Origin of the sequence: Myroides sp. 1354 (genome assembly GCF_030324495.1) — a bacterium.
In the GTDB taxonomy this organism is placed as follows: Bacteria; Bacteroidota; Bacteroidia; order Flavobacteriales; family Flavobacteriaceae; genus Flavobacterium.
The window spans coordinates 13,646-29,028 of record NZ_JACAGN010000013.1 but is presented as its reverse complement, the minus strand read 5'-3'; the positions used below and the strand labels follow the sequence as shown (position 1 = coordinate 29,028).

16 protein-coding genes are annotated in these 15,383 nt (G+C 35.5%); 10 read left to right on the top strand and 6 right to left on the bottom strand.

The window, feature by feature from the left end; genetic code table 11:
* The first annotated feature begins 80 nt into the window (after positions 1–80).
* Positions 81–914 carry a 50S ribosomal protein L11 methyltransferase gene (prmA, locus tag HX004_RS13010; protein ID WP_286443019.1) on the top strand — a complete coding sequence of 278 codons (834 nt, stop codon included), beginning with the start codon at positions 81–83 and terminating at the stop codon, positions 912–914.
* A gap of 21 nt (positions 915–935) precedes the next feature.
* The gene (locus tag HX004_RS13005; RefSeq protein WP_286443018.1) at positions 936–1,211 is read left to right on the top strand and encodes an ATP-dependent Clp protease adaptor ClpS; all 276 of its coding nucleotides are present in this window, start codon (positions 936–938) and stop codon (positions 1,209–1,211) included.
* A 10-nt stretch (positions 1,212–1,221) separates the two neighbouring features.
* Here HX004_RS13005 and prfH read toward each other — a convergent pair whose 3' ends face one another.
* Positions 1,222–1,854: a peptide chain release factor H gene (prfH, locus tag HX004_RS13000; protein ID WP_286443017.1), complete on the bottom strand. Its 633-nt coding sequence runs from the start codon at positions 1,852–1,854 to the stop codon at positions 1,222–1,224.
* A 1-nt stretch (position 1,855) separates the two neighbouring features.
* The gene (locus HX004_RS12995) at positions 1,856–3,247 is read right to left on the bottom strand and encodes an RtcB family protein (RefSeq protein ID WP_286443015.1); all 1,392 of its coding nucleotides are present in this window, start codon (positions 3,245–3,247) and stop codon (positions 1,856–1,858) included.
* Positions 3,248–3,696: 449 nt separating this feature from the next.
* Here HX004_RS12995 and HX004_RS12990 point away from each other — a divergent pair, with 449 nt between their 5' ends.
* Positions 3,697–4,443: a hypothetical protein gene (locus HX004_RS12990; RefSeq protein WP_286443014.1), complete on the top strand. Its 747-nt coding sequence runs from the start codon at positions 3,697–3,699 to the stop codon at positions 4,441–4,443.
* Positions 4,444–4,478: 35 nt separating this feature from the next.
* Here HX004_RS12990 and HX004_RS12985 read toward each other — a convergent pair whose 3' ends face one another.
* Entirely contained in the window at positions 4,479–4,871 is a 393-nt protein-coding gene (locus tag HX004_RS12985; protein ID WP_286443013.1) for an SRPBCC family protein, read from the bottom strand.
* 16 nt (positions 4,872–4,887) lie between these two features.
* Positions 4,888–5,529 (bottom strand): orotate phosphoribosyltransferase, encoded by a 642-nt coding sequence (gene pyrE / locus HX004_RS12980; RefSeq protein ID WP_286443012.1) that lies wholly within the window; start codon positions 5,527–5,529, stop codon positions 4,888–4,890.
* A gap of 7 nt (positions 5,530–5,536) precedes the next feature.
* Here pyrE and HX004_RS12975 point away from each other — a divergent pair, with 7 nt between their 5' ends.
* Complete coding sequence (locus tag HX004_RS12975; RefSeq protein ID WP_286443011.1) at positions 5,537–6,142, top strand: NUDIX hydrolase; 606 nt, start codon at positions 5,537–5,539, stop codon at positions 6,140–6,142.
* Between the two features lie 33 nt (positions 6,143–6,175).
* On the opposite strand, the gene coaD is transcribed toward HX004_RS12975, so the two are convergent.
* Together coaD and HX004_RS12965 are read right to left on the bottom strand one after the other, a co-directional pair.
* Positions 6,176–6,628: a pantetheine-phosphate adenylyltransferase gene (gene coaD, locus HX004_RS12970; protein WP_286443010.1), complete on the bottom strand. Its 453-nt coding sequence runs from the start codon at positions 6,626–6,628 to the stop codon at positions 6,176–6,178.
* Between the two features lie 13 nt (positions 6,629–6,641).
* A complete protein-coding gene (locus HX004_RS12965; protein ID WP_286443009.1) occupies positions 6,642–7,616 on the bottom strand; it encodes a D-alanine--D-alanine ligase in 975 nt (324 codons plus the stop codon).
* A 114-nt stretch (positions 7,617–7,730) separates the two neighbouring features.
* Here HX004_RS12965 and HX004_RS12960 point away from each other — a divergent pair, with 114 nt between their 5' ends.
* The 6 genes from HX004_RS12960 (at position 7,731) to purB (ending at position 15,327) form a co-directional block, all read left to right on the top strand.
* Positions 7,731–8,324 (top strand): PASTA domain-containing protein, encoded by a 594-nt coding sequence (locus HX004_RS12960; protein WP_286443008.1) that lies wholly within the window; start codon positions 7,731–7,733, stop codon positions 8,322–8,324.
* 12 nt (positions 8,325–8,336) lie between these two features.
* Complete coding sequence (locus HX004_RS12955) at positions 8,337–9,380, top strand: RluA family pseudouridine synthase (protein ID WP_286443006.1); 1,044 nt, start codon at positions 8,337–8,339, stop codon at positions 9,378–9,380.
* A gap of 161 nt (positions 9,381–9,541) precedes the next feature.
* A complete protein-coding gene (tilS, locus tag HX004_RS12950) occupies positions 9,542–10,864 on the top strand; it encodes a tRNA lysidine(34) synthetase TilS (RefSeq protein WP_286443005.1) in 1,323 nt (440 codons plus the stop codon).
* Complete coding sequence (locus tag HX004_RS12945; RefSeq protein WP_286443004.1) at positions 10,861–12,846, top strand: protein-disulfide reductase DsbD family protein; 1,986 nt, start codon at positions 10,861–10,863, stop codon at positions 12,844–12,846. The genes tilS and HX004_RS12945 overlap by 4 nt, the downstream gene beginning before the upstream one ends.
* A 132-nt stretch (positions 12,847–12,978) precedes the next feature.
* Positions 12,979–13,833: a DUF2911 domain-containing protein gene (locus tag HX004_RS12940; RefSeq protein WP_286443003.1), complete on the top strand. Its 855-nt coding sequence runs from the start codon at positions 12,979–12,981 to the stop codon at positions 13,831–13,833.
* 147 nt (positions 13,834–13,980) lie between these two features.
* Positions 13,981–15,327: an adenylosuccinate lyase gene (gene purB / locus HX004_RS12935; RefSeq protein ID WP_286443002.1), complete on the top strand. Its 1,347-nt coding sequence runs from the start codon at positions 13,981–13,983 to the stop codon at positions 15,325–15,327.
* The last annotated feature ends 56 nt before the right edge of the window (positions 15,328–15,383 follow it).

Below are 15,383 nucleotides of genomic sequence, written 5' to 3'. Positions count from 1 at the left end.
TCCACATTTAGATCGTTGTTATTGAAATGTAAGGGCAATGTTATTAAATGGTTAACTAAAGATAGTAAAGAAAAAACAGCATGTCATATATTGGATATCATTTTACAGTAGAGCCTTTAGTGCCTGGTGTAGAGATTCTTATCGCAGAATTGGGAGAAAAAGCATTTGAAAGTTTTGAAGAAACGGCTATAGGTGTTAGCGCTTATGTTCAGCAAGACTTGTGGACAGAGGATATTTTAGAGGATATTTTTATTCTACAATCCAATCAGTTTACTATTACCTATAGAAAAGAGGAAATAGAACAAGTAAATTGGAATGAGGAATGGGAGAAGAATTTTGATCCAATTGACGTGGATGGTGTATGTTATATACGAGCGCCTTTTCACGAAAAAACACAAGCGCAATACGATATCGTAATTGAACCTAAGATGAGTTTTGGAACAGGACACCACGAAACCACTTATATGATGGTACGCCAAATTTTAACCAACGAGATGCAAGATAAGGTGGTTTTGGATATGGGATGTGGAACGGCAATCTTAGCAATCTTAGCTTCCATGCGCGGTGCAAAACAAGTAGATGCCATTGATATTGACAATTGGTGTTACCTCAATTCAATTGAAAATGCAGAACGCAATGCTTGTACCAATGTGGAAGTATTTGAAGGAGATGCATCCATTTTGACAAAAGAACCGAAATACGATGTCGTATTAGCTAACATTAATCGCAATATCCTATTGAATGATATGGATCACTATATCAAAACAATGAAGGAAAATGGGGAGATTTACTTCAGTGGATTCTATACAGAAGATGTTGCAAGTATTAAAAAAGCAGCAGAAGAAAAAGGTTTAACCTTTGAAAATCAATTAGAAAAAAATAATTGGGTATCTTTGAAGTTTAAAAAACGTTAGTCATATTAAAATGCGAATAGTATGAGTACAAAGGAAATAGTTGAAGAAAAAATTGAGGTGTCCGAATTGCTCAGCGGTCAAAGTGAAATTATCTTATACAACGATGATGTTAATACTTTTGATCATGTAATCGAGACCTTAATTAAGGTATGTAACCATACAGCAGAACAAGCAGAACAATGTGCTATTTTAGTGCATTATACTGGAAAATGTACGGTTAAGACTGGTGAGTTTAAAAAATTAAAACCACAATGCCTGCAATTGTTAGATGCAGGGTTAAGTGCTGAGATACAATAAAAAAAGGGAGCTATACGCTCCCTTTTTGTTTAAACAGAGGTCCCACAAAGATACGTGTGGGATTTCCTCTTTCGATTTGTGTTTGGTTTAGCCAGGTTCGTTTTTCCATAAGCGCTGCATCATGTACTTTGGATTGCTCTAATTTAAGCAGCAATCGTTCCTTGGCTAGTTTTTTGTTTTGATGTTGAGATCGACTATCCATAGCAATCACTTGTAATCCTGTAGGGAGATGAGTCACACGTACAGCTGAACTCACCTTATTGACATGTTGTCCTCCTGCACCTGAACTGCGAATAGCTTGATATTCTAAATCGTTCTCTTCTAAAACAAAGGCAGTATCCATCTCTGTGGTTTCAAAAATTCCAATAAACCAGTTTTTTCGCTTGTGCTTCGAGCGGAATGGACTTGGACATATCCATTGTATACTCCCCAGCCAAGATTGCATAAAAGACTCAAGTTTATGTTCTTGCGTACTATTTAGTTCAATAAAAATTGAATCTGAATCTCGCTCCTTTGACTCTTGGTAACAGACAGTAAACTGTAATTTATTCGCTTCTTTATGTAGAATAGCTGCGATTTTACCAACGGCAAATCCACATTCAGCGGGACCTCTTCCCGATGTAATTTGTATAATCTTCTTCATCTTACTTATCCATTCTCACAAATTTAGGCGTAAACGTTCCCAATACTTTTACTAAATCCTCTTGGGCTTGCATGACAGCGTTAATATCTTTATACGCCATGGGCGCTTCGTCAACGCTTCCGCCAATCAGTTGAACACCTGCTGTTTTTAACTCCGTTTTGATATCACTCTTCGTGAATTTGCTCTTGCAAACATTTCGCGAATGCAAGCGGCCCGCGCCATGAGAGGCTGAATGTAAACTCGCCTCATTTCCCAAACCTTCCACGATGAACCCATTGGTGGTCATCGAACCCGGGATAATGCCCAATTGACCAACGGCTGCAGGGGTTGCTCCTTTGCGGTGTACAATGAGTTCTTGACCGTTGATGGTTTCTTTCCATGCAAAATTGTGGTGATTCTCAATGGTAAACGCAATCTGTTTTCCTAAGGCTTTGGCAATTCGACGGTGAATATCGTCGTGACAAGCTTTGGCATAATCCCCTGCTAAATTCATCGCCAACCAGTATTCTTGTCCATCATGTGTATTGAGATCTAGCCAAGCTAGATGCTGGGCATTACTCGGTAGTGGACATTGTTTGGTTGCTAAATAGGTGTAGTGCTTGGCTATATTCGCTCCTAATCCTCTGGATCCACTGTGTGATAGAACTGCAATATAATCCCCAGGTATTAATTTCCATTCTGGTTTAGTTTCCGTTAATCGAACAATGCCAATTTCGACGAAGTGATTCCCACTTCCCGAAGTTCCCAATTGTTTATACGCCTTGTCTAACAACCCTTTTATAAAGGGAATGTTTTTAAATTCATCGCGATAGAATACTTCGTGATCAGCCTTGTTTTGATGGGTTTCATACATACCAAATTTGGTGTGATCCGATAAAATATTCAACAATTGGTGGTCTTTTCCCTTGAGAAAACTAGCGGGTAAATTGAATACGGATAAACTCATTCTACAACCAATATCCACTCCAACCCCATAGGGAATTACCGCATTATGTGTAGCTAAAACACCACCTATAGGTAATCCGTATCCATAATGGGCGTCAGGCATTAAAGCCCCTGCCGCTGCTACGGGTAATTTTAAAGCCGTATAGAGTTGATATTTGGTTTGTTCATCTATCGCATCTTCTCCAAAAATAGAGAATGGTGCTCTTGTATGGGTCAACTCGTGTCGTTTGATTTCTACTTGTTTTACCATACTTTCGGCTACTTTTCCCCAAATGCCATCACCTAAATAGGACTCGGGGTTTTGTAACACTTGTTTCGCTTCTCTTAGCACGGCATCTTTGTTTTCTTTCTTCTTATAACGACTGATGGTGCCTAAAGCAATATTGATTGTATTGTTTTGAGGAAAACCCAATTGAATTAAGTCTTTCCCTGAAAGTTTCCTTCCCATGATTTCTTGTTTAATTGACAATAAAGGCCATGCTGTAAATAACATAGCTTAAAAAATAGTTGGCGTTCGACCAACGCGTCAATTCGGGTTTTTGTAAAGGGTCCGGAATAAACAAAAAAAGCCCGAATTTACATCTTCGGGCTTTTCATATATAAAAGTAATTGATTTACTAAAAAGAAGTAGCACGAAGATACACCCTTGCACCTTGTGCTAGTGTGAACAATGTCGATGTAGAATTTTGTACAAACATTTTTTCTTCGTTTTAATGTGTTAAACGTATTTGAATGCAAATTTTGCAAAAACTTTTTGATATAAACAACAAAAAATGAATTTTTATTTTTTTAGAAGAAAAATATTGAAAAATATGCAGAATGGTGTCGAAGGGAGAATTGATGCGTTAAATCATTACGGTTGTGTAGATTTGTCTATTTTTGTAAATAAAATTATAAATGATGAAAAAAGTAATTGGATTAATAGTAGCCTTTGGTTTTTTATTTCAGTCGTGTGTAACAACAGAAGAAGTAACCGTAAAAAAAGAAGGAGCAATCACATATGGCTTGGAGATGAATTTCTCTGAATTACTACAAGCAATGCCCAATTCAAACGGCATGTCAAAAGATGTGAAAAAAGCATTAGATTTAATTAATGGAGAAGAATTAACGGTAGAACAATTGTTGGATCTCAGTTTGTTAGAAAGTAAGAAACCAGAACAAAAGAAAGATAGTATTTTAAAAGCAAATCCCAATTTATTGAAGAAAACAGAAAATCTTCGCGCTAGAGTGATGATGAATGATTCTGTTGGAAATATTGCGTTAAAAATTATTGCTAAAAATGCTTCGGATCTCAATACATCCTTGATAAATTTAGAAGAATTAAGCGCATTAGGAGAAGGAAATACCAAGAAATTAGATACGCCTGAGTTTGTGAAAAATTCTAAATTTGAGTGGAAGAAAAAAACCTTACAACGCACTATTTCCGTTAAACCAGAAGATTTACAGAAAGGTTTAGGTGAACTAGGACAAATGGCAGGGATGTTTACGTACAGAATTAAAGTGAATTTTGAACAACCCATTCAATCTGTTTCTTATGCTGATGCATTAATTGCGCAAGATGGGAAGTCTTTTGTCAAAGAGTTTAAGATGTCAGAAGTTGTTGCCAATCCTAAAATATTAGAATATAAAGTAGAATTAAAATAAAAAAAAAGAGCTTGATTTAATCAAGCTCTTTTTTTTTATAATTTATTCATGTTTCCAGCTAAAGCTTCGATGAATTTACCAATAGGTCCTTTCACCATCATTGCCATCATCGGATTGAAATTTCCTTCAAAGTGAAGTTGAATTTCCGTATTGTTCCCATCTACTTCTGTGATATCTCCTGTTAATGTAAAAGGAAGTTTATCACTTGCCGCACCTAAAACAATTTTAGAATTTGGTGTTGCTTCTTTCTTTTTTAATTTGATTTCAGGCATTCCTTTCAATGCAAAGATGAACGAATCATCTCCTGTTACTTCAAATTTAGCAATCGATTCAGGCATTAACTTTTCAAAGTTTTTTACGTCAGATAATGCGTTAAATATATATTCAGCAGATTGCGCCACTTTTACTTTTGGACTTTCTAATTGCATACTTTTATTTCTTTAATTATTGATTCCATTCGGATGGATTAACTCTCCATTCTTGTAGTGTTTCTAAATCGGAAGCAGAAATATAGTTTTGTTTTACTGCGTTTTCCAACAAAGAAGTATAATTACTCAAAGTAGTTAATTCAACTCCTGCTTGAGCAAAGTTGTCTTTAGATACTTGAAATTCATAGGTGAAGATTGCAGCCATTCCTAAAATTTCAGCTCCGTTTTCTTTTAAAGCTTCTACCGCTTGTAAGCTACTTTTTCCTGTGCTGATTAAATCTTCAATTACAACTACTTTTTTTCCTGGTTCTAATTGTCCTTCAATTTGATTTTGTCTTCCGTGTTTTTTAGGTTCAGGGCGAACATAAACGAAAGGCAATTCCAAAGCTTCAGCGACTAATAAACCGATTCCAATAGCTCCTGTTGCTACACCTGCAATTACTTCAGGCTTACCATATTTTTCTACAATGTGTTTGGCAAACTCTTCTTTTAAGTATTTTCTTATCTCTGGATAAGACAAAGTAATACGGTTATCGCAATAAATGGGTGATTTCCATCCAGAAGCCCATGTAAAAGGATTTTTTGGATTTAATTTAATTGCGTTAATTTGCAGAAGTAATTCGGCCGTTTGTTGAGCTGTTTCTTTAGTAAAAATCATAATACAAATGTATAAAGTTTTTGTAAACGATAAACCGTTGTTTCTAACTGATAAAATTGAGAAAGAAACCGATTTTCAGTTGTTCTTGTTAGACAGTGTTGATATTGACAAAATTATCATTAAATATTTTCAAAATAAAATTGATAAGGCATTTTTATATCATCCAGACGAAAAAGCCATGATGAAAAGGCTAAAAGAGAAAATTCCCGTTCAAAAAGCAGGAGGAGGAGTGGTGTATAATACAGAAGGGAAAGTACTTTTTATCAAACGCAATGGCAAATGGGATTTGCCTAAAGGAGGAATTGAAAAATACGAAGAAATTGAGGAGACTGCTGTAAGAGAAGTAGAAGAGGAAACAGGAGTGCGTCAGTTGAAAGTAACCAAAAAGCTACCAAAAACCTACCATATTTTTAAGCGAAACGGAAAATATCGACTGAAGATTACCAGTTGGTTTGAAATGACAACCACATATGATGGAGCGTTAATGGGACAGGCAGAGGAAGGAATTGAAGAAGTAGTTTGGTTTGATAAACAGCAAATCAAAGAAGCGATGTCCAATTCTTATGAGAATATCAAACTTTTAGTAGAAGAAGCAGGTTTGCTTAGTGAATAATAAAAAAAGTCGCTCTTGAGCGACTTTTTTATATTAGATGCGTACGGGTTGTGGTACTAATTTGGTATAATCTCCATGGTTGCGAATCACATCGCGTACAATACTTGAACTGATAAAAGAAGTACTTGCTGCAGTCAGTAAAAATACCGTTTCGATTTTAGTCAAGAAGCGATTGGTGTGAGCAATGGCCTTTTCAAATTCGAAATCTGCCGGATTTCGCAAGCCTCTTAAAATAAATTGTGCTTTTTTCTGGTGACAAAAATCAGTGGTTAATCCTTGATAGGTTTCTACTTTTATTTTGGGCTCATCAGCAAAAGTTTTTTCAATAAAAACCTTGCGTTCTTCTAAGCTAAACATATATTTTTTATCTGCATTGACACCAATAGCAATGATAATTTCATCAAAAAGAGGCAACGCTCGCTTGATAATGTCGTAATGCCCATTCGTTATGGGATCAAATGATCCCGGAAAAACAGCTCTTCTCATAGTTTGGGAGTCTTTATTTTTGCAAAGCTAAAACTATTGCATTGTCAAACAAATCAGGTAATGATATTTTCGCTTCTGCCGCTTGTTGAGGTAAAATACTCTCTCTAGTTAATCCGGGTACGGTATTCATTTCGAGTAAGAAAGGAGTGTCTCCAACAATAATAAATTCACTTCTCGAAAATCCATCCATTTTTAATATGCGGTAAATTTTAATCGCTACCTCTTCAATTTTTGCTTTAATTACATCATCAATGCGCGCTGGAGTAATCTCTTGAGATTTACCCAAGTATTTTGCTTCATAATCAAAAAAGTCATTTTCGCTGACAATTTCTGTAATAGGTAAGACAATTACTTCTCCCTTGTACTTGATGACACCGACAGAAACTTCCGTACCTTTTAAGAAACTCTCAATTAAGATTTCATTGTCTTCTTGGTAAGCGACTTCTATGGCTTTTATTAATTCTTCTGTTGTATGGGCTTTAGAGATTCCAAAGCTTGATCCTGAACGGTTGGGTTTAACAAAACAAGGTAATCCTACGCGTTGAATAATTTCTTCCGGGTTGATGTCCTCTCCTTCATTTAAATAATAGGAGATAGCCGTCTTAATTCCATAAGGCTTTAATACAGATAACATATCTCGTTTATTCATCGTTAAGGCTGCTTGGTAAGCATTACACGAAGTATGAGGCATGTGGATTAACTCAAAATATGCTTGTAATAAACCATCCTCACCTGGTGTTCCGTGGATGGCATTGAAAACAACATCAAATGTTATTTTTTGTCCTTTGTACAATACTGAAAAATCGTTTCTATCTACTGGAAACTCATCGTTATTCTCATCTACATATACCCATTTATCGCGAAAAATATGGATTTTATACGGGGTGTATTTTGTGCGATCCAAGGTGTCAAATACAACTTGACCACTTTTGAGTGAAATTTCAAATTCACTTGAATAGCCTCCCATAATTATTGCTACTTGCTTCATATGTCCAGAATGTTGAGGTTAGATTTATAAAAGAATTGTTTCAAACAAATTTATAATAAAACACAGAAACAAAAAATCTTTTCGATTTTATATCTTTGTCAAAAATCTAACCCTATGAAATTAGTTCAATTTTTTAAAAGTAAGAGCTTTTTAATTTCTTTGGCAGCGGCCATTGTAATCTCTATTGTGGGTGTTCTAGGCCTATTGAAATGGTTGAAAATTACAACAAATCACGGACAACACATCGAAGTACCTAATTTACTGAAGCTAGATACGTATCAAGCCGAACAGACTTTAGATCAAAAAGACTTGCGTATGATTGTTTTGGATACATTAGATTACAATAAAAATTTCCCTCCTCTAACCATCTTAGAGCAAGATCCTATGCCAGGTTCTAGTGTGAAGGAGAATAGAAAAATCTACGTTAAAATTAATGCTTCTGGGTATGGTAAAGTAATTTTACCAGAATTGGAACAGTTAACTTTTAGACAAGCTAGTGCTACAATCGCTTCTATGGGATTGAAAGAAGGAACCAAATCATACGCTACTTTTATTGGTAAAGATGTGGTTTTGGAAGTACATCAAAATGGGAAAAAATTGAAAAAAGGAGATTTAGTAGTAAAAAACTCTAAAATCGATTTCATTTTAGGCGATGGAAAAGCGGGACTTTCTGCAGAGCAATTAGATGTAGCACCCGATATTGATTAAGAAAAATAACTTATGCAAGACAATGTAAATGAAGTGTTCGACGATTTAGAAGATGAATTATATGAACATTTTAGATTTGAAGCAGGAAAAGGACAAGCACCTTTACGTGTAGATAAATTTTTGATGAACTTGGTTGAAAATGCAACGCGCAATAAGATTCAACAAGCGGCATCAAACGGAAATATTTTTGTCAATGATGTAGCGGTAAAATCCAATCACAAGGTGAAAGCATTAGACGTGGTTCGCGTTTTAATGAAGCAACCTCCTTTTGAGAATATCATCATTCCGGAGAATATTCCATTAAACATCGTGTATGAAGACGATGCTTTGTTGATTGTCAACAAAGAACCAGGGTTGGTTGTACATCCTGGACATGGTAACTATACAGGAACCTTGGTTAATGCGTTAGCCTATCACTTTGATAATTTGCCGTTAAACAGTAGTGAACGCCCAGGATTAGTACATCGTATTGACAAGGATACTAGTGGATTATTAGTGGTTGCTAAAACAGAATGGGCGATGACAGAGTTACAACGTCAATTTGCAGAGAAAACAACGGAAAGAGAATACGTTGCCTTAGTATGGGGGAATGTAGTGGAAGATCAAGGAACTATAGAAAGCTATATTGGAAGACATGTGAAAGATCGTATGCAAATGGCTGCCTTTGATGATGAAGAGAAGGGAAAATGGGCCGTTACGCATTATAAAGTATTGGAGCGATTTGGCTATGTTACTTTAGTTTCATGTCGTTTAGAAACAGGGCGTACCCACCAAATTAGAGTGCACATGAAACACATCGGGCATACGTTGTTTAACGATGAACGTTATGGAGGAAATTTAATTTTGAAAGGAACTACCTTTACCAAGTACAAACAATTTATTGAAAATTGTTTTCAACTCTTACCAAGACAAGCTTTGCACGCCAAAACTTTGGGATTTGAACATCCAATAACCAAAGAATATATGCGCTTTGATTCGGAAGTACCTCAAGATATGGTTGCTTGTATTGAAAAATGGAGAACTTATTCGCAAAATTCATCTCTCGAGTTAGAATAAAAGTAAACCACAAAGTAAAATTTGTGGTTTTTTTATGCACAGAAATGAACTTGGAATAAGGGTTTTTCGCGAAAAAAAAGGTATTTTTGGAGTTTGCTAGACAATTGTGAATAAAGATTAACATTTATATACAAAGGGGTCTAGATATGTTGAGGTAATCCATGGAAAATAAGTTTAAAAAGCATATTGAATTAAATTTTGCTGAATTGACACAGCACCCTCTTTTAATAGCCGTCAGTGGCGGGGTAGATAGTGTCGTTTTATTGCATTTATGTCATCGAATAGGATTGAATGTTGCTGTTGCACATTGTAATTTTCACTTAAGAGCTGAAGACAGTAACTTAGATCAACAATTTGTAGAAGCATTAAGTGCGCAATTGAAATTGCCTTTTTTTGTAAAAGAATTCGATACGAATCGCTATGCAAGTGACAATAAAGTATCCATTCAAGTTGCTGCTAGAGAACAACGTTATCAGTGGTTTGAAGAAATTTTAAAACAAAAAAAATACAAGTTTTTACTAACAGCTCATCATTTAGATGATTCTATGGAAACTTTTTTTATCAATTTTTCGAGAGGAACAGGAATCGAAGGATTATTGGGAATACCAGAGAAAGTAGACTATATTCGGCGGCCATTGTTAGTGTTTACAAGACAAGATATAGAAGAGTATGCCAATCAAAATCAACTTCTTTGGAGAGAAGATTATACCAATGCACAAACAAAATATTTGCGAAATAAGATAAGAAAAAATATCTTGCCTGTTTTTAAGGAAATTAATTCACAAATAGATCAAACCTTTCAGCAAACTATCGGTTTCTTGAAAGAAGCCCATCAGATGAGCGAGGACGCGAGTCAAATGATGTTTGAAAAAGTGGTGCTTAAACAAGGAGATGATTTGTTATTTCCTTTAAAAGAACTAAGTGAATTGTCTTTGCCCAAAGCGTATTTGTATAAATGGTTAGAGCCGTATGGCTTTAAAGCATGGAATGATATAGCAGACTTGGTCACGGCAGAAACAGGAAAGAAAATTTTGGCAGAAGATTATTGTTTAATCAAAGATAGAGGCTATCTCTTGTTGCGATTGAAAAGCAAAATGGTCGAAGAGTCGGAGGATTCTTTCTATTTACAAGAAAACCAAACTATTACACAACCAATACACTTAACTGCAACAAATTATGAAAGAAATGAAATTGAATTAACTACGGATGCGTTATGCGCTTATCTCGATCGAGATAAATTGCAGTTTCCACTGCTCATTCGCAAACCTAAAAAAGGAGATTATTTTGTGCCTTTTGGAATGAAAGGAACGAAGCGAATCTCTAAATATGTAAAAGATGAGAAAATGACCCAAATAGAAAAAGAAAATATTTGGTTATTGTGCTCAGGTGATACTATTGTATGGATTATTGGAAGTCGAATGGATGAACGATTTAAGGTAAGAGATACAACTATTAATGTTTTAAAAATTAAATTAACCGTATGAAAAAATTAGCTTATTTGCTATTTTTCTTTATGTCTATTTTCACAGTTCATGCGCAGATGATGGAAAATCCTGCCAAATGGACAACGAAAATCGAAAAGAAATCCGATACAGAATATACCATTACTTGGAATGGAATTATTCAAGATGGATGGCATATGTACTCTCAATATACAGCTGAAGGAGGACCCCTGCCAACCGAATTTATATACAACAATATAGAAGGAAATTACGAACTCGTTGGAGCTGCCAAAGAGAGTGAAACGAAAACCGTTTACAACGATATCTTTGAAGTGGATGAGACCTATTTTGTAGGACCAGTTCAATTGGTTCAAGAAATTAAATTGACCAATGCTGATACACCGAATATACAAGTAGAATTAGGCTATCAAGTATGTTTAGACGTTTGTATTAGCCAAAGTAATTTGTTTGTATACGATTTGAAAACGCTTCAAGTTACTGAAGTTGAAAACTTCGAAGCCTATGAAAACAAAACAATTACAGCGAAAGAAGATACAAAAACAACAGATTCTGCTGTAAATGCGCCTAAATCTGAGGAAAAAAGAGGGTTGTTTACCATCTTTATTTTGGCGTTCTTCTCTGGATTTGCTGCCTTGTTGACACCTTGTGTGTTTCCCATGATTCCCATGACCGTGAGTTTCTTTACAAAACAAAGTAAAACTCGTGCAAAGGGAATTAAAAATGCAATTATTTATGGCCTCTCAATCATCTTGATTTATGTGGTTCTAGGAACAATTGTAACTGCAATTTTCGGAGCAGATTCGTTAAATGCCTTATCGACCAATGTGTATTTTAATATCATTTTCTTCTTGTTGTTAGTCGTTTTTGCAACGTCTTTCCTAGGAGCATTTGAGATTATGTTGCCAAATTCATGGGCCAATAAAGTAGATTCACAAGCAGATCGAGGAGGTATTATCGGTATCTTATTTATGGCTTTAGCCTTGGCTATTGTTTCTTTCTCTTGTACAGGCCCAATTGTTGGAACCTTATTAGTAGAAGCGGCTTCTAAAGGAGGAATTGCCCCAATCGTTGGAATGCTGGGATTCTCTCTAGCATTAGCTCTTCCATTTATGTTGTTCGCAATGTTCCCAGGATGGTTAAATTCAATGCCGCGTTCTGGAGGATGGTTAAATACAGTAAAAGTGTCTTTGGGATTCTTAGAATTAGCGTTAGCCTTTAAATTCTTATCTAATGCGGATCTTGTATTACAAGCGCATTGGTTAGAAAGAGAAGTATTCTTAGCAATTTGGATTACGATATTTGGAGCTTGGGCCTTGTATTTATTTGGTAAGATTCGATTGCCTCATGATAGCCCAATGGATAGTATATCAGTAGGTCGTTTATTCATGGGGTTATTCGTTACAACGTTTACTATCTATATGGTACCTGGATTATGGGGAGCACCGTTGAAAATTATCTCTGGTTTCCCTCCTCCAATGACTTACTCTGAAAGCCCTTATGGTGTTGGTGGTAAAGGAGGTTCTGGAGGTGCTTCTACTGCAGAAGTATTACCAGAAGGAGCAAAATATGGAGCACATGATATTATAGCTTTTACCGATTATGAAAAAGGAATGGCTTATGCAAAATCGGTGAACAAACCTGTATTACTCGATTTTACTGGATTCGCTTGTGTGAATTGTCGTAAGATGGAAGATTATGTTTGGTCAGATCCAGCTATCTTAGCTTTGTTGAAAAATGAAGTCGTATTGATCTCTCTTTATGTGGATGACAAAAAAGAATTGCCAGAAAATGAGCAATATATTTCTGAAACAACAGGGAAGAAAATCAAAACCATCGGAAACAAATGGAGTGATTTCCAAATGAAACACTACCATGCCAATGCCCAACCTTACTATATTGTACTGGATGGAGAAGGACAACGTTTATCGGAGCCTGTGGGATATACCCCAGATGTAGAAGAATATAAAACGTGGCTTGAAGGCGGTATTCAAAAAGGAAAATAATGCATAAACAAAAAAGCGATCGAAAATTTCGGTCGCTTTTTTTTGTTTATTTTAAGACTAAATCAACGGATTAATTAATAAATTGTAAGCTTTAAAACTCAAAATAAAATTGACCATTAAATACAAGTAGATATGATCAAAAAGTTTGTTATTACCGGTTTGGCTGTATTTGCGCTATCAGCTGCTCAAGCACAAGTGCAAACCCCGCCAACGAGTACAAAATCAGAAGTGCATCAGGTAGTGGGGTTAACGGATGTCAAGATTGACTATTCTAGGCCTAATATGCGCGGACGTTTGGTGTTTGGTGATTTAGTTCCCTATGGACGTTTATGGCGCACAGGAGCCAATATGAATACGGTTGTTTCTTTCGCCAATGATGTAGAAATTGACGGAAAAACACTAAAAAAAGGATCGTATGCTATTTATACTATTCCCAAAGTAGAAGAATGGGAAGTGATTTTTTATAAAGACACTAATAATTGGGGGGTGCCTGATAAATGGGAGGAATCTAAAATTGCTTTATCAACGAAAGTAAAAGTACAAAATCTCGATCGAAAATTTGAAACTTTCACTATAGCAGTCAATAATGTGAATATTGATTATGCTGATTTGGAAATCATGTGGGAACGCACTTTAATCCCGGTTCGATTTAAAGTGCCAACAGATCATTTAGCAATGGAAAGCATTGCAGAAACTTTTGAAGGTCCGAAAATCGTCGATTACTATGCCGCTGCAGAGTATTTTTATCTGACAGGGAAAGATCTCTCAAAAGCGCTAACATGGATCAATAATGCAATTGACAAATCTGGAGAGAAAGTGCCTTATTATTTTGTTCGATTGAAATCTCAAATTCAAGCGAAAGCAGGAGACAAAGTAGGAGCAGTGGCTACTGCAAAAGTAGCACTTGATTTAGCTGAAAAAGCAAATAATCTCGACTATGTAAAAATGAATAAAGACGCAATCAAAGAGTGGTCTAAAGCGATTTAATGTGAGAGGAGAATAAAAGGTAAATAACAACGAATGCTATTTATCTGTCGTACAAACTCACAAAAAAACGAAAACACAAAAAAACGAAAACACAAAAAAACGAAAACACAAAAAACATTATCTTTGTCCCTTAACAACACAATCTAAATGATACTGACAGAATTGAATGCTATTTCGCCAATTGATGGACGTTATAGAAGTAAAACCCAATCCTTAGCACAATATTTCTCAGAAGAAGCTTTAATCAAGTATAGAGTTTTAGTTGAGGTGGAATATTTTATTGCGTTATGTGAATATAATCTTCCGCAATTAAGTGGGATTTCTCCTAGCTTATTTCCAGAGTTACGAAAATTATACAAAGATTTTACGGCAGAAGATGCACTTTGGATTAAAGAAAAAGAAAAGGTAACCAATCACGATGTAAAAGCCGTTGAATATTTTATTAAAGATGCTTTTGACCGTTTGGGATTAGAATCATATAAGGAATTTATTCACTTTGGATTAACTTCTCAAGATATCAATAACACCTCTATACCCTTATTGACTAAAGAAGCATTTCATGAGGTTTATATGCCTTTATTTGTTTCAGTAGTTAATAAATTGAAAGAATTAAGTCAAGAGTGGAGCGATGTTCCTATGTTGGCCAGAACGCATGGACAACCAGCTTCTCCGACGCGATTAGGAAAGGAAATTAATGTCTTTGTACAGCGTTTGGAAGAGCAGTTACGTTTGCTAAATAATGTGCCTTTTGCTGCGAAATTTGGTGGTGCAACAGGAAATTTTAATGCACACCATGTGGCTTATCCAAAAAATGATTGGAAGCAATTTGGAGAAGATTTTGTAGAATTGAGTTTAGGACTGAAATATTCATTCCCAACGACACAAATCGAACATTATGATCACTTTGCTGCTTTCTTTGATGCATTGAAACGCATTAATACCATCTTAATTGATTTAGATCGCGATATTTGGACATATGTTTCCATGGATTACTTTAAGCAAAAAATTAAAGCAGGGGAGATTGGATCTTCTGCTATGCCACATAAAGTAAATCCGATTGATTTTGAAAATTCAGAAGGAAACTTGGGAATTGCCAATGCTATTTTTGAACATTTGGCGGCGAAATTGCCTTTGTCTAGATTGCAACGCGATTTAACGGATAGTACGGTTTTGAGAAATGTAGGTGTTCCTATTGGACATACAATCATCGCTTTTGAATCGACCTTGAAAGGACTGAATAAGCTTTTGTTAAACGCAGATAAATTTGCTGAAGACTTAGACAAGAACTGGGCTGTTGTGGCGGAGGCAATTCAAACCATTTTAAGAAGAGAAGGATATCCAAATCCGTATGAAGCATTAAAGGATTTAACACGTACGAATACAGTAATTAACAGAGATTCAATTCACAACTTTATTGAAACACTTATGGTGAGTGATGCGATAAAAGAAGAGTTAAAACAAATTACACCAAGTAATTATTTGGGAGTTAAATAATATAAAAAGGACTGTTTAAAACAGTCCTTTTTTTTATGATAAGCATAAAAAAAGGC

What these genes read in the sequence shown, in the direction of transcription:
- prmA (WP_286443019.1), top strand. Translation starts at nt 81, where the DNA reads ATGTCATATATTGGATATCATTTTACAGTAGAGCCTTTAGTGCCTGGT.
- HX004_RS13005 (WP_286443018.1), top strand. Translation starts at nt 936, where the DNA reads ATGAGTACAAAGGAAATAGTTGAAGAAAAAATTGAGGTGTCCGAATTG.
- prfH (WP_286443017.1), bottom strand. Translation starts at nt 1,854, where the DNA reads ATGAAGAAGATTATACAAATTACATCGGGAAGAGGTCCCGCTGAATGT.
- HX004_RS12995 (WP_286443015.1), bottom strand. Translation starts at nt 3,247, where the DNA reads ATGGGAAGGAAACTTTCAGGGAAAGACTTAATTCAATTGGGTTTTCCT.
- HX004_RS12990 (WP_286443014.1), top strand. Translation starts at nt 3,697, where the DNA reads ATGATGAAAAAAGTAATTGGATTAATAGTAGCCTTTGGTTTTTTATTT.
- HX004_RS12985 (WP_286443013.1), bottom strand. Translation starts at nt 4,871, where the DNA reads ATGCAATTAGAAAGTCCAAAAGTAAAAGTGGCGCAATCTGCTGAATAT.
- pyrE (WP_286443012.1), bottom strand. Translation starts at nt 5,529, where the DNA reads ATGATTTTTACTAAAGAAACAGCTCAACAAACGGCCGAATTACTTCTG.
- HX004_RS12975 (WP_286443011.1), top strand. Translation starts at nt 5,537, where the DNA reads ATGTATAAAGTTTTTGTAAACGATAAACCGTTGTTTCTAACTGATAAA.
- coaD (WP_286443010.1), bottom strand. Translation starts at nt 6,628, where the DNA reads ATGAGAAGAGCTGTTTTTCCGGGATCATTTGATCCCATAACGAATGGG.
- HX004_RS12965 (WP_286443009.1), bottom strand. Translation starts at nt 7,616, where the DNA reads ATGAAGCAAGTAGCAATAATTATGGGAGGCTATTCAAGTGAATTTGAA.
- HX004_RS12960 (WP_286443008.1), top strand. Translation starts at nt 7,731, where the DNA reads ATGAAATTAGTTCAATTTTTTAAAAGTAAGAGCTTTTTAATTTCTTTG.
- HX004_RS12955 (WP_286443006.1), top strand. Translation starts at nt 8,337, where the DNA reads ATGCAAGACAATGTAAATGAAGTGTTCGACGATTTAGAAGATGAATTA.
- tilS (WP_286443005.1), top strand. Translation starts at nt 9,542, where the DNA reads ATGGAAAATAAGTTTAAAAAGCATATTGAATTAAATTTTGCTGAATTG.
- HX004_RS12945 (WP_286443004.1), top strand. Translation starts at nt 10,861, where the DNA reads ATGAAAAAATTAGCTTATTTGCTATTTTTCTTTATGTCTATTTTCACA.
- HX004_RS12940 (WP_286443003.1), top strand. Translation starts at nt 12,979, where the DNA reads ATGATCAAAAAGTTTGTTATTACCGGTTTGGCTGTATTTGCGCTATCA.
- purB (WP_286443002.1), top strand. Translation starts at nt 13,981, where the DNA reads ATGATACTGACAGAATTGAATGCTATTTCGCCAATTGATGGACGTTAT.